The sequence below is a fragment of the Pseudomonas aeruginosa genome, from assembly GCF_001457615.1.
In the GTDB taxonomy this organism is placed as follows: Bacteria; Pseudomonadota; Gammaproteobacteria; order Pseudomonadales; family Pseudomonadaceae; genus Pseudomonas; species Pseudomonas aeruginosa.
In genome coordinates, this window is record NZ_LN831024.1 from 4732922 (window position 1) to 4746820 (window position 13899).

Below are 13899 nucleotides of genomic sequence, written 5' to 3' on the forward strand. Positions count from 1 at the left end.
CAACATCAATCCCACTGCCGATGGCGCTCGGCAAATTTCAGTACGTGTTCGTTGTAAGGCTTCCGCTTGAAGCGAGTACGGTGAATGTACTGGCGGCCAGTCTCGCGACTCACAGCCATGGAGCTGATCTCATACTCCCCCTGTCCTTGCTCCCTGAGGTTCAGGAAGGTGTCACTCGAAACGACATCCAACGGCGCTTGGTTATCGTCAACAACCACAAGCAGCTCGCGCTCATCAGTCGGAGTGATGCCATGGGTGATCTTGTAAACAAAGAGCTCCCAGGACGCTTCCGGCATTTCGCGCTGGCCGGACTCCCAGAGTTCCCAGGTGCGTTTGGAGACATGTACCAGCTGCGCAGCTTCCGCTGTGCTAGCTCCGAGAACTGATCGCGCTTTACGCGCTAACTCTCCCCTTTTCGCAGAATCGCTGTTCATAAAAGCCCTCCTGGGCATCATTGAATAACCGCTCAAAACAAGCGGACAGAGAAAAAAATACGCCATAACCCCAATGCTGCGCAAGAGCGAATTCTTGTGAATATATAACCTTTGTACGCAAGGCTCGTACAAGCCCCGCTGCCCGCATCCTTTCCCATAACAGCACATGCTTAGCGCATGGCTGACTTTGCGACCCTCTCCCGCATGATCGAGAACCTGATCCGCCTCGGCACCATCGCCGCGGTGGACCATGCCGCGCAGCGCGTCCGTGTGTTGACTGGTGACCTACTGACCGGCTGGCTGCCCTGGGCATCGCCGCGGGCCGGCGCCGACCGCGAATGGAACGCCCCCACCCTGAACGAGCAAGTACTGCTCTTCAGCCCATCCGGGCAGACCGCCAATGGCGTGGTCCTGACCGGCTTGTTCAGTGACCTGATCCCGCCCAACGGCGACCGCGACGCCCTGCATCGCACCACCTACCGCGACGGCGCGGTTATCGAGTACGACAGCGCAGCCCACCACCTGCGCGCAGTTCTTCCCGCCGGCGGTACCACCGAGCTCATCAGCGACGGCGGCATCCGCATCGTCGGCGACATCACCCACCAGGGCGACTACATCCAGACCGGCAACCAGACCGTCACCGGCAAGGTCACCGTGAGCGTCGACGTGATCGCCAAGGGCATCAGCCTGGTCGGTCATACCCACGGCGGCGTCATGCCGGGCGGCGCTACGACGGGGAAACCGCAATGAACGCCCACACCGGCGGCGCCATCGACCGCTTGGCACACATCCGCCAGTCGATCGCCGACATCCTCACCACTCGCATTGGTAGCCGCGTCATGCGGCGCGAATACGGCAGCCAGTTGCCGGAGCTGATCGATGCTCCGTTCAACGACACCACCCGCCTGCAGGTCTATGCCGCCACCGCCATGGCCCTCATGCGCTGGGAGCCGCGCATCCGCCTGAGCCGTGTCCAGATCACCGGCCAGAACCTGGCCGGCCAGGTGCTCATGGAGATTAACGCCACCCTGGTGGACAGCAACGAACCGCACAACCTGAGCATCCCCCTGCAGATGGGCGCCAGCGCATGACAACGAACTTCGTCGCCATCGACCTCAGCCAGTTGCCACCACCACACGCGGTGGAGCAGCTGGACTACGAGCAGATACTCGCCGAGCGCAAGGCCTACGCCATCAGCCTCTGGCCGGAGGATCAGCAGGCGGAAATCTCCGCCCGCCTCGCCCTGGAGTCCGAACCGCTGACCAAGCTGCTCGAGGAAAACGCATACCGCGAAATGCTCTGGCGCCAGCGGGTCAACGAGGCGGCTCTCGCCAACATGCTGGCCAGCGCCCAGGGCGCCGACCTCGACCAGCTCGCCGCGAACTACAACGTCAAGCGCCTGGTCATCCAGCCCGGAGATCCGTCGAAGGTGCCGCCCGTACCGGAACTGCTCGAGTCCGACGACAGCCTGCGCGAGCGGGCGCAGATGGCCTGGGAAGGCCTCAGCACCGCGGGACCGCGTAACAGCTACATCTTCCACGCCCGCGCCGCCGACGGTCGCGTCGGCGATGCCTCAGCCGTCAGCCCATCACCTGCCGTTGTCGTGGTGACGGTGCAGGCCGCCCAGGGCAACGGCAGCGCCCCGGCGGACCTGCTGGCCATCGTCGACGCCTACCTCAACGATGCCGACCGTCGCCCCGTCGCTGATCGCCTGACAGTCCAGTCCGCCCAAGTGCTCGAGTACCGTGTCGACGCGACGCTCTACCTGGCCACCATCGGCCCGGAATCCGAGCCGATACTCGATGCCGCCCGGGCCCGTTTGACGGCATACGTCCATCAGCGTCGACGCCTGGGCATGGAGGTGTCCGAGTCGGCGGTGCATGCGGCCTTGCACGTAGAAGGCGTGCGCAAAGTCACGCTCAGCAACTGGTCGGACATCGCCGCTACACCGGCCCAGGCGCCCTACTGCACCGGAATTACGCTGACGCTGGGGGATGAGTGATGCCCAGCTTGCTCCCACGCAACGCCACCGAGCTGGAGCGCCTGGCCGCCGAAGCCCTGGCGCAGATCGAGCGGGTACCGATCCCATTGCGCCAACTGTGGAACCCCAGCACCTGCCCGGTCGCCCTTCTGCCGTACCTGGCCTGGGCGTTCTCCGTCGATCGCTGGGACAGCACCTGGCCGGAGCGTGTGAAGCGCCAGGTCATTCGGGATGCCTACCTCGTCCACTCCCACAAGGGAACCTTGAGCGCCCTGCGCCGCGTGGTCGAACCCGTCGGCTCGCTGACCGACATCCTCGAGTGGTGGCAACAGACCCCCGCCGGCGTCCCCGGCACCTTCGAAATCACCGTCGACGTCAGCGACAACGGTCTCGACGAGGAGACCGTGCTCGAGCTCGAGCGCCTGCTCGACGACGTGCGCCCAGTCAGCCGACACCTGACCCGCCTGGACCTGCGCATCACGCCGGACATCCTGGCCCGCCACGGCCTGGCGACGATCGACGGCGACACCCTGGAAATCAGCCCCTGGAAGCAGTGATATGACGACTCCCAAGTACGGCGGCCTGCTCACCGACATCGGCGCGGCAGCGCTGATCGCGGCGAGCGAAGCCGGGAAGAAGTGGCAGCCCACCCATATGCTCATCGGTGACGCCGGCGGCGCGCCCGGCGAGACGGCTGACCCCATCCCCTCGGCCGCTCAGACCAAGCTGATCCGCCAGCGCTACCGCGCTCAACTGAACCGTCTGTTCGTCTCCGAGCAAAGCGCAAACGTGCTGGTCGCCGAGCTGGTACTGCCGATGGCCATCGGCGGCTTCTGGATACGGGAGATCGGCCTCGAGGACGCCGATGGGAAGTTCGTGGCGGTCGCCAACTGCCCGCCCAGCTTCAAGGCCAGCGTCGAGAGCGGGAGCGCGCGCACCCAAACCATCCGCGTGCAGATCATCCTATCCGGCATGGAGCACGTCGAACTGATCATCGACGACGGCATCGTCTACGCCACCCAGGACTGGGTGACGGCGAAGGTTGCCGCGGACTTCAAGGGACGCAAGGTGCTGGCCGGCAACGGCCTGGTCGGCGGTGGCGATCTGTCTGCAGATCGCACCATCGCCTTGCCAGCCTCCGGCGTGGGTGCCGGCACCTACCGCGCGGTCACCGTCAACGCCAACGGTATCGTCACCGCCGGCAACAACCCGACCACGCTGGGCGGCTACGGCATCACTGACGCACTGCATGCCAGCGAGGCGGTCACCACCCCGACGGCGAACAAGCTGCTCAGGCTGAACGCGGCCGGACTACTACCGGCCTCGATTACGGGCAACGCAGCCACTGCCAGCCGGCTTGCAGCGCCCATCACGCTCAGCGCGAGCGGCGATGCAACGTGGTCAGCTCGGTTCGATGGGGCCACAAACGTCAACGGAGTCCTGACGCTGGCCAACTCCGGCGTCACCGCCGGGACCTACGCGAAAGTCACGGTGAACGCCAAAGGACTGGTTACCGGAGCCAGTGGGCTTGTAGCGAGTGATATTCCGGCCCTTGATGCAGGAAAAATCACCTCCGGCATCTTACCTGCTGCCAGAGGCGGTACCGGCAATGGTATTGGTCAGGCTGCAACGGCGGTCAAACTCGCCGCCCCTCGCACGATCTACCTCGGTGGGGACGCCAGCGGCTCGACAACGTTCGACGGTAGCTCAAACGCTGGAATCACGGTCACGCTGGCGAACTCGGGCGTAAATGCCGGCTCCTACCCCAAAGTCACCGTTAACGCCAAGGGGCTGGTTACGGCTGGCGGTGGCCTGACGGCAGCAGACATTCCTGCGTTGGATGCTTCGAAGATTGCTACCGGCCGACTCGATCTTGAACGCTTGCCGTTGGTGTCGCAGGGACTGGCCACGGCTGTGCATACCAGCGTTGATCCCAACTCGGTAGTCATTCCGCTGGTACTGACCAATCACGCGAATGGCCCAGTGGCTGGCCGCTACTACTACATCCAGACGATGTTCTATCCGACCGTCGAAGGCAACGCGACGCAGATTGCAACCGGCTATGCCGGCGTGGCTGACATGTACGTTCGTTATGCCTACGCTTCCCCCGCAACGACCGATTCGTCCAAGCGGGAGTGGTCAGCCTGGGTCCGCTGCGATCTGGGCGGTGCCTTCGCACACGCGCCCGATGGTGAGCTGGGTGGCTATGTCAATCTGGACTCGATGATTGCTTCGGGCTGGTGGCATCAACCGTTCACCGCAAACGCCAAGAACGGGGAGAACTATCCCGTAGGCGAAGCAGGTTTATTGACGGTTCATGCTCCAACCGCCTCGATGATCTATCAGACCTATCGTGGCTACGCCGCCGGCGGTCTGTACTGGCGCTGCCGCTACAACGGAACATGGTCAGCTTGGTATCGTGCATGGGACTCCGGCAACTTCAACCCGGCCAACTATGTGGCCAAGTCGGAATACTCCTGGGCGTCCTTGCCTGGGAAACCATCGAATTTCCCACCCAGCGCGCACGTTCACTCTGCAGCGAGCAGGGGCGTGAGCGGCTGGTACAAGAACAACGATACGGGGGTGATATTTCAGTGGGTGAACCTGTCTATCGGTGACCACCCTGGGGGAGTTATCGATCGGGTCGTGACGTTCCCCATTGCCTTCCCGAATGCCTGTCTACATGTCGTTCCAACTGTTAGAGAAAACGGCCGTCCTGCCATTCCCGCCTCAACTGTAACGGTTGCAGAAAAAGCCAGAACGGCGACCAACTGCACCATCGTTTCAAGTGAGTACATCGGGAATGTGCAGAACTTCGGCATCAATGTTTTCGCAATTGGCTATTGAGGTGGAATATGTTCTTTTATTGCCCGAAGACTGGCGGCTTTTACTCTCCAGAGGTACATGGTGAACAAATGCCAGCGGAATCGGAGCTTTGGCCTCTGACGGATGAAGAGTACGAGGCACTGCTCGACGCTCAGGGCCAGGGACTGTTGATCGTCGCTGGCAAGGATGGACAGCCGGTCGCCACGCCACCACCACCTCTCGGAGACGAGGCTCTGGCAACGATCGAGCGCGATTGGCGCGACCGCCAGCTCGACGACACCGACGCCCTGGTCGCACGTCACCGCGACGAGCTCGAGGTTGGTACCACGACGCTCAGCACTGAGCAGTACCAGGCGCTGCAGGCGTACCGCCGCCAACTGCGCGACTGGCCGGAGTCTGGTGAGTTTCCGCTCGCAGAACACCGGCCGGCCGCACCGGACTGGCTCGAAGCCCTCTTCGCAGATGGCATCTTGTAGCTTCACGCCGTACAAGCTTCCCGCCTCGCCCCTTCGCCGCGCGCGCGGCAGCCTGTGCAGTGTCATCCAACCACTGCACAGGCACACCCCATGGCCGCTGACCAATATCATCACGGTGTCCGGGTCCAAGAGATCAATGACGGGACCCGCCCCATTCGCACCATCGCCACCGCGATCATCGGCCTGGTAGCCACCGCCGAAGACGCCGACGCCACCGCCTTTCCACTCGATACGCCGGTACTCATCACCAACGTGCAGGCTGCCATCGGCAAGGCGGGCACCAGCGGTACGCTGCCCGCAAGCCTGCAAGCAATCGCCGACCAGGCCAACGCCGCCACTGTGGTGGTGCGGGTGAAGCCGGGCGAGGATGAAGCCGCGACCAATAGCGCGGTCATCGGCGGCGTCAGCGCCGATGGCAAGTACACCGGCATGAAGGCCTTGCTTGCCGCCAAGGCCCGCTTGGGCGTGGTACCGCGCATCCTCGGCGTGCCGGGCCTGGATACCCAGCCGGTCGCTACCGCACTCATCGCCATCGCCCAGCAACTGCGCGCCTTCGCTTATGTCTCCGCCAGCGGCTGCAAGACAAAGGAAGAGGCCATCGCCTACCGCGAGAACTTCGCCGCGCGCGAAGCCATGGTGGTCTGGCCGGACTTCCTGACGTGGAGCACCGTGGTCAACCAGACCGTGCCTGCGCCAGCTGTTGCCCAGGCACTGGGCTTGCGCGCCCGGATCGATCAGGAGGTCGGTTGGCACAAGACCCTGTCGAACGTCGCCGTCAACGGCGTGACCGGCATCAGCGCCGACGTGTTCTGGGACCTGCAGAGCCCCAGCACCGACGCCAACTACCTCAACGAGAACGAGGTCACCACCCTGGTGCAGGAAGGCGGATTCCGTTTCTGGGGCTCGCGCACCTGCAGCGATGATCCGCTGTTCGCCTTCGAGAACTACACCCGCACCGCCCAGGTGCTGGCCGATACCATCGCCGAGGCGCACATGTGGGCGGTCGACAAGCCCATGCACCCGTCGCTTGTGCGCGACATCCTCGAGGGCGTGAACGCCAAGTTCCGCGAGCTCAAGGGACTCGGCCTGATCATCGACGCCCAGGCCTGGTACGACCCCAACGTGAACGACAAGGACACGCTCAAGGCCGGCAAGCTGCGCATCACCTACGACTACACCCCGGTGCCGCCGCTCGAGGACCTGACCTTCTTCCAGAAGATCACCGACAGCTACCTCGTCGACTTCGCCAGCCGCGTCAACGCCTGACGCCCAGCGCTCCCCGGACGGGGAGCCGACCCACCTGATTCCCGGAGAGCCCTACCATGGCCATGCCGCGCAAGCTCAAGAACATGAACCTTTTCAACGATGGCGGTAGCTACCAGGGCCTTGTGAAGTCCTGCACCCTGCCCCCGCTGGCCCGCAAGATGGAGCCCTTCCGCGGGGGCGGCATGAACGGCCCGGTCAAGGCCGACCTCGGCCACGACGACGACGGCATCCAGTTCGAGTGGACCGTCGGGGGCCTGGAGCTGACCGTCCTCAAGCAGTACGGCGCAGTCAGCGCCAGCGGCGTGATGCTGCGTTTCGCCGGCGCCTACCAGCAGGACGATACCGGCGCGGTCACGTCCGTCGAAATCGTCGTTCGCGGCCGGCACGAGACCATCGAAATGGGTGACGCCCAGCCCGGCGAAGACACCGAGCACAAGATCACCACCACCTGCAGCTACTACAAGCTCGTCGTCAACGGTGAGGAAGTCATCGAGATCGACCTGCTGAACTTCGTCGAGAAGGTCAACGGCAAGGACCTGCTCGAGGCACAGCGCAAGGCCATCGGCCTGTAATCCCTTCCCGCCGGCCCGACCGGCGGTTCCTCTCCCCCTTGGATACCGACGCCCATGAAAACCGAACAGACTCCCGCTGACCTGCAGAACGCTCCCGACAACGTCGTAACCCTCGACCAGCCGATCAAGCGCGGCGCCCAGTCCATCGAATCGCTCACCCTGCGCAAGCCCTCCTCTGGCGAACTCCGCGGCCTGCACCTGCTCGACCTGCTGCAGTTCGACGTGGCTGCGACCATGAAAATCCTGCCGCGCATCAGCCAACCGACCATCACCGAGCCCGAGGCCGCCGGCATGGACCCGGCTGACCTGCTCGCCTGCGGCCAGGTGATCGCCGGTTTTTTGCTGCAGAAGCGGGCGAAGGCGGCAGCCTCCCTGATCGCGTAGAAAACGCCATGGCCGACCTGGCCGTGACGTTTCACTGGGCGCCGGACCATATGGACCGGCTCTCGCTCACCGAACTGATGGAATGGCGCGAACGCGCCCGGGTACGGAGTTCCGCCGATGGCGAATGACCTGCAGCTGCGCGTGCTGCTCAGCGCGATCGACAGAGCCACCGCTCCCCTGCGTCGCATCATGCAAGGCAGCGATGCGACGGCCCGGGCGCTCAAGGCAACTCGCGAGCGCCTGAAGCAGCTCAACGCTCAGCAGAGCGACGTACGCGCGTTCCGTACCCAGCGCGGCGCTCTGGAGCAGGTCAGCACCGCGCTGGCCGCGCAACAGGCCCGGGTGAAAGCGCTGGCCCAGCAGATGGCCACCGCCGGCAACCCCACCCGTGCGCTCACCCGCGACTACAACCGGGCCATCCGTGAAGCTGGTTTCCTCAAGCAGCAACACCTGCAGCAGAGCCAAGCCCTGCAGCAACTGCGCACGCGCCTCAGCAACGCCGGCATCAGCACCCGCAACCTCGGCCAGCATGAGCGCGACCTGCGCGCGCAGATCCAGGCGGCCAACGGCGCCATCAACAGCCAGGCGCAGCGCTTGCGCAACCTCAGCCAGCAGCAGGAACGCCTGACCCACGCCCGAAACACCTACAGCCGCGGCATCCAGAGCGCCGCCGCGCTGGCCGGCACCGGCATGGCGGCGCGCGCGACGGGCATGTACACCGGCGACAAGCTGCGGCAGATGCTCGGCGTGGGCTACGAGTTCGACGCAACGATGTCGGCGACCCAGGCGGTGACCCGCATCGAGCGCAAGGACGATCCGCAGATGCAGGCGCTGCGGCAACAGGCCCGCACCCTGCCGCTGTCCAGCAAATTCACCGACAAGGAAGTCGCCCAGGGCCAGTATTTCCTGGGCCGCACCGGCTACAACGCGAAGCAGATCCTCGGCGCCATGCCCGGCATGCTCAACCTGGCCGCCGCCGGCGACATGGACCTCGGCGACACCGCTGACATCGCCTCGAACATCCAGACGGCGATGGGTATTCCGGCCGAGAAGATGGACCAGGTGGCCGACGTACTGACTGCGGCGTTCACCCGGAACAACGTCGACATCCGCATGCTCGGCGACTCGCTGAAGTACTCCGCCGGCGTCGGTCGCGAGTACGGCCAGAGCCTGGAGACGGTCACCACCGCCACGGCCCTGCTCGGCAACGCCGGCGTCCAGGGCAGCATGGCCGGCACCTCGATGCGCTCTGTGCTGACCCGCCTGGGCACGTCCAAGGCGGTAGCCAAGCTGGGCGTCCAGACCAAGGACGCCAACGGCAACATGCGCGATATGCTGGACATCCTGAAGGACATCAACAAGAAGACCGCCGGCATGGGCAACGTGCAGCGCGGCGCGATCTTCAAGGACATCGCTGGGCAGTACGCGGTGACAAGCTTCGGCACCCTGATGCGCGCCGTCGAGGGCGGCCAGTTCCAGACCATGCGCGAAAGCCTGAACAACTCCGAGGGCGAGGCCGCGAGGGTCGCCGCTACCCAGCTGGACAACCTCAAGGGCGACATGACCATGCTGCATGCGGCCCTGGAAAACATTTCGGTCGAGCTGTTCGACAAGAACAGCCCCTGGCTGCGCGAGCTCGCCGCCGACCTCAGTCACCTGCTGCACAACGTCGGCGAGTTCCTGAAGGCCAACCCGCAGGTCAGCAAGGGCATCGTCATCACCGTCGCCGCGTTCTCGGCGCTGATGGCCACCGTCGGCAGCCTGGCCATCACCCTCGCCGGCATCCTCGGCCCGATGATCGCAGTCCGCTTCATGCTCGGCACCATCGGCATTCGCCTGCCCGGTCTGATCGGCCTGCTGAAACTGCTGTTCGCACCGATCCGCATGCTGGCCGGCCTGTTGATCGGCCCGCTGGTGACCGCCCTGCGCGTCGTGAGCATCGCGCTGTGGGGCCTGGCCGCCAACCCGGTGGTCCTGGCAATTGCCGCCGTCGTGGCGGTGCTGGCCGCCGCCGCGTACCTGATCTATCGCAACTGGGACGCCGTCAAGGCGTACCTGCTCGGGATGTGGGAAGAGATCCAGGCGGGCCTGAACGGCGGGATCGGCGGGATCATCCGCATCCTCCTCGACTTCAACCCACTCGGCCTGATGTACCGCGCCTTCGCCGGCGTCCTGGGCTACCTGGGCATCGACCTGCCGGCGCGCTTCAGCGACTTCGGCAACATGATCGTCCAGGGCCTGGTGAACGGCCTGCTCGCCGGCTTAGGGCAGATCAAGCGCGCCGTCCAGCGCGTCGGCGGTGCCGCGATCGACTGGTTCAAGGACAAGCTCGGCATCCATTCACCGTCGCGGGTATTCGCCGACCTGGGCGGGTTCACCATGGCCGGCCTGACCCAGGGCCTCGGCGCCGGCCAGGCCGGCCCGCTGGGCGTGATTGCACGTCTCGGCCAAGGCCTGGTCAGCGCGGGCCGTCAGGCTGTCGCCGGCCTCGACGGGGAGTTTGCCCGAGGCCCCCGCCCTGCGATCACGCCGCCGACGTTCGACCAGCCGCTGCTGGCCATGCTGGGCGCCCTGGGCAAGAGCGCCGGCGCCATCGGCGCCCTGGTGCTCGGCGCCAGCGCCCCAGCGCAGGCCATCACCATCGACAACCGTCCCCGGTCAGTTCGGCGCCAGCAGCGATCAGCGTCGGCGGCGACACCTACTACATCACCATCCAGGCCGGCGCGGGCAGCGACACCGCAGACCTGAAACGCACGCTCAGCCAACTGCTGGACGAGCGCGAACGCAACAAGGCGGCGCGCCTGCGCGCCCGCCTGCAGGACCGGGAGTAACCACCATGATGCTGTCCCTCGGGATGTTCGTCTTCAGCCTGCACACGCTGGCCTACCAAGAGTTCCAGCGACAGACCGAGTGGCGACACGCCAGCAGCAGCCGCATCGGTGCCCAGCCGGCGCGCCAGTTCGTCGGCCGCGGCGACGACGCGATCACCCTGCCTGGCGTGCTGCTGCCGGAGCTGGCCGGCAGCGCGTTGAGCCTGGACGTGCTGCGGCAGATGGCTGACACCGGGTCGGCCTGGCCCATGGTCGAGGGCACCGGACGCATCTACGGCCTGTGGGTGATCGAGCGCGTCACCGAGACGCGGACACTCTTCTTCGCCGACGGCACCCCGCGGCGGATCGAGTTCTCCCTCGAGCTCAAGCGCATCGACGACGGCCGCACCGATCTGCTCGGCTCGGTCCTCGGTACCGCCGGCAACCTGCTGAGACGCATCCTGTGATCGATGCCGCCCTCGCCCGCGTAACGGGCTACCTGACCAGCGCCGTCGACCAGTTGCAGCGCGACGCCGGCTACCCGGTGCCGGTGTTCCGGCTCACGGTCGACGGCAACGACATCGCCCAGCTCATCAGCCCTCGGCTGATCGCCCTGGATCTGACCGACAATCGCGGCCTCGAGGCCGATCAGTTGAGCGTGACACTCAGCGATCATGACGGGCTGCTCGCGATCCCCCCGCGCGGCGCCGTGCTGCACCTCTGGCTGGGCTGGAGTGACAGCGGACTGGTCGACAAGGGCACCTACACCGTCGACGAAACCGAGCACAGCGGCGCGCCGGACGTGCTCAGCATCCGCGCCCGCTCAGCGGACCTGCGCAAGGGCCTGAAGGTCAAGCGCGAACGCAGTTGGAGCAGCCCGAAGACGCTGGGCGACGTGCTCACCGACATCGCCCTCGGCAACAACCTGAAGCCGGTGCTCGCGCCGGCGCTGGCGGGCCTGCCGATCCTGCAGCTGGACCAGGCCAACGAGTCCGACGCCAACCTGCTGACACGCCTGGGCGAGGACTTCGATGCGGTGGCCACCGTGAAAGCCGGCTGCCTGCTCTGCCTGCCGGCCGGCGGCGGCAAGACTGCCAGCGGCCTGGCGCTGCCGCACATCAACCTCACCCGCCAGGATGGCGACCAGCACCGCTACCTGCAGGCCGACCGCGACAGCTACGACGGCGTGCGCGCGTACTTCTACGACGTGAACAGCGCAAAGAAGCAGGAGGCCATCGCCGGTGCCAAAGGCGACAACCTCAAGGACCTGCGCCACACCTACAGCGACCGCCAGAGCGCCCTGCGCGCCGCCCGCGCCGAGTGGAACCGCCTACAGCGTGGCAGCGCCACGCTCAGCTACGTGCTCGCCAAGGGCCGGCCGGACCTGATCCCGGAGCTGACCTACACCCTGCAGGGCGTGAAGACTTCGATCGATGCGATCATCTGGTACGGCGGCAATGTGCAGCACAGCCTCAGCGCCGACGGCGGCTACATCACCAGCCTAGAGATGGAAAGCAAGCTGCCCGAGGACCTGGTCAGCGACCTGGCCGACGACACCGGCGGCGACTACACCGGCATCATCGCCTACTACCGCGACGAGAAGAGCGGGACGGAGAAGACCATCACCGCGGGAGACCAGAGCAAGCCGCGCCGTCTGCGCTACCTGTACAGCACCAAGGCCAGTGCGAAGCGGGCTGTGGATCGAGAGTGGAAACGGCTGCTGGCATCCCGCTAACCGCTTGTCTAACTGGTACCGTGTTAGCGGTTTAATAGGATATGTACGAAACCAAAGTCCCCATCTAATTCAAATAGAACACTAAGAGCCACTTGGCTTTTCATCCAGAGCCATACGGTAACGTAGGATTTGCTCATCCAACTTACCAATCTGCCTCCGAAGATCTAAATTCATATCTTTCTCATTTGAAAGATCTGTATTAAGGCTACTAATTTGCCGCTCTAAAGTCCTGACAAGAATTGCGCTATCCGGTGGATACTTGAAATCTTCCTTTACTCTTTCAAGTTCAGCCAAAGTAGTGGCCCAACTATCCTTAACCTCTCGCTCTCTAGCCGTCGCCGCTCTCGCTATTTCTATCTGGTTTTTGAGTTGATTCTCAAGGTCGTCAGCCTTATGAATATATTTAACCCTTAGCTCCATAGCTTCTTCTTCAGAGATGGGCCTTTTCCCTTCTGCTGCAAGTCTTATCTCTTGAATATCCCTCTTACTTTCAAGTGAAAATTTCAGAGCCCACCTAGCAGGAACTGGATAAATAAATATATAGAAAAGAGCGGTAGCAAGAGGACCAAAGAAGAAAAAGATTAGAGCAACGTACCAAGGATTCCATAGACTCTGCTCTATATAATTAAACTTAGCACCAGGCTCCATGTTGGAAAAAATCACAACAAAAAACTTATAATTCCATAAAATCCACGAGACACAAAAAGCGCCGGATAGTGGGCTCTCAATCCTATCCTTAAAATTACTTTTAATGGACTCCAAAATATCCATGCCCCCTCCCCGTTTATGCGCCAGCCGCGCAGGCTAGGCGCTTCCGCTCATAATCCATCTGGTGCCCCTTCAGTTCAGGCAGCGGGTCGTCCATATCGGCCTGTACCACCAGATCGGACAACACCCATCCCAATGCCTCATAGGCCTTGAAGCAGATTTCGTTGGCGCTGCTGCGGATACCAGGGCGGTACCGGTCCAAATCGCCGAACACCTCGGTTACTTGGTCAACACTCGAAGCCTGCAACGCGTCCAGCATCCTCTGGTGCAGGTTGTCCATCAGTTCGACCTGGGCGGCCGAATCCGCCACCGCAGCACATGAAACCATCAGTCCGACCGACGCGGCCGTTCCCTTAAGCCAGTTCATACGTCCCTCTCTTCACAGTGGGGCCTTCGGCTACCGCCGAAGACCCGTTCAATCAACGATCCCGGTAAGCGCATGCCAACCGCAGCAAGTCCAACTGGTCCTGCTCGCTCATCTGACTCAGGCAGATCAGAAGAGCGGTGAGCACGACAGGATCGATGGGCTTATCCATAGGTCTACTCCTTAGACAGGCCACCCGGCGACATCATGCCACCGTGCCAGCAGCCTGGGAGTACCCCATTGTTCACATAGGTTGACGCCCAAAAAGCAGACGCAGCGAAGC

At 63.9% G+C, this 13899-nt stretch carries 16 protein-coding genes; 13 read left to right on the forward strand and 3 right to left on the reverse strand.

The features are described 5' to 3' along the window. Positions 1-5: 5 nt before the first annotated feature. Positions 6-434, reverse strand: a complete 429-nt coding sequence (locus tag AT700_RS21790; RefSeq protein ID WP_048521462.1) for a helix-turn-helix domain-containing protein — start codon at positions 432-434, stop codon at positions 6-8. A gap of 177 nt (positions 435-611) precedes the next feature. Here AT700_RS21790 and AT700_RS21795 point away from each other — a divergent pair, with 177 nt between their 5' ends. The 13 genes from AT700_RS21795 to AT700_RS21850 all read left to right on the forward strand — a co-directional run bounded on the left by AT700_RS21795 (position 612) and on the right by AT700_RS21850 (position 12484). Continuing rightward, the gene (locus tag AT700_RS21795; protein WP_048521465.1) at positions 612-1184 is read left to right on the forward strand and encodes a phage baseplate assembly protein V; all 573 of its coding nucleotides are present in this window, start codon (positions 612-614) and stop codon (positions 1182-1184) included. Next, the gene (locus AT700_RS21800; protein WP_033942401.1) at positions 1181-1525 is read left to right on the forward strand and encodes a GPW/gp25 family protein; all 345 of its coding nucleotides are present in this window, start codon (positions 1181-1183) and stop codon (positions 1523-1525) included. The genes AT700_RS21795 and AT700_RS21800 overlap by 4 nt, the downstream gene beginning before the upstream one ends. Further along, positions 1522-2436: a baseplate assembly protein gene (locus AT700_RS21805; protein ID WP_023083454.1), complete on the forward strand. Its 915-nt coding sequence runs from the start codon at positions 1522-1524 to the stop codon at positions 2434-2436. The genes AT700_RS21800 and AT700_RS21805 overlap by 4 nt, the downstream gene beginning before the upstream one ends. Then, positions 2436-2972, forward strand: a complete 537-nt coding sequence (locus AT700_RS21810; RefSeq protein WP_015967199.1) for a phage tail protein I — start codon at positions 2436-2438, stop codon at positions 2970-2972. The genes AT700_RS21805 and AT700_RS21810 overlap by 1 nt, the downstream gene beginning before the upstream one ends. Before the next feature lies 1 nt (position 2973). Further along, entirely contained in the window at positions 2974-5262 is a 2289-nt protein-coding gene (locus AT700_RS21815) for a phage tail protein (RefSeq protein ID WP_048521472.1), read from the forward strand. An 8-nt stretch (positions 5263-5270) separates the two neighbouring features. Then, positions 5271-5717, forward strand: coding sequence for a phage tail assembly chaperone (locus AT700_RS21820; RefSeq protein ID WP_048654715.1), 447 nt, complete (start codon positions 5271-5273; stop codon positions 5715-5717). Positions 5718-5807: 90 nt separating this feature from the next. After that, positions 5808-6983, forward strand: coding sequence for a phage tail sheath protein (locus tag AT700_RS21825; protein ID WP_048521473.1), 1176 nt, complete (start codon positions 5808-5810; stop codon positions 6981-6983). Between the two features lie 56 nt (positions 6984-7039). Further along, positions 7040-7555, forward strand: coding sequence for a phage major tail tube protein (locus AT700_RS21830; protein ID WP_023083450.1), 516 nt, complete (start codon positions 7040-7042; stop codon positions 7553-7555). Positions 7556-7609: 54 nt separating this feature from the next. Further along, positions 7610-7939: a phage tail assembly protein gene (locus AT700_RS21835; RefSeq protein ID WP_023083449.1), complete on the forward strand. Its 330-nt coding sequence runs from the start codon at positions 7610-7612 to the stop codon at positions 7937-7939. Positions 7940-7947: 8 nt separating this feature from the next. Continuing rightward, positions 7948-8067, forward strand: a complete 120-nt coding sequence (locus AT700_RS29825; RefSeq protein WP_003098394.1) for a GpE family phage tail protein — start codon at positions 7948-7950, stop codon at positions 8065-8067. Continuing rightward, a complete protein-coding gene (locus AT700_RS21840) occupies positions 8057-10687 on the forward strand; it encodes a phage tail tape measure protein (protein WP_261296571.1) in 2631 nt (876 codons plus the stop codon). Before AT700_RS29825 ends, AT700_RS21840 begins: the two co-directional genes overlap by 11 nt. An 88-nt stretch (positions 10688-10775) precedes the next feature. Then, positions 10776-11216, forward strand: a complete 441-nt coding sequence (locus AT700_RS21845; protein ID WP_015967206.1) for a phage tail protein — start codon at positions 10776-10778, stop codon at positions 11214-11216. Continuing rightward, complete coding sequence (locus tag AT700_RS21850) at positions 11213-12484, forward strand: phage late control D family protein (protein ID WP_048521483.1); 1272 nt, start codon at positions 11213-11215, stop codon at positions 12482-12484. The genes AT700_RS21845 and AT700_RS21850 overlap by 4 nt, the downstream gene beginning before the upstream one ends. Positions 12485-12565: 81 nt before the next feature. Here AT700_RS21850 and AT700_RS30180 read toward each other — a convergent pair whose 3' ends face one another. Then, positions 12566-13255, reverse strand: coding sequence for a hypothetical protein (locus tag AT700_RS30180; RefSeq protein ID WP_139373600.1), 690 nt, complete (start codon positions 13253-13255; stop codon positions 12566-12568). A 13-nt stretch (positions 13256-13268) separates the two neighbouring features. After that, a complete protein-coding gene (locus AT700_RS21855) occupies positions 13269-13619 on the reverse strand; it encodes a hypothetical protein (RefSeq protein WP_048521486.1) in 351 nt (116 codons plus the stop codon). Positions 13620-13899 lie beyond the last annotated feature (280 nt).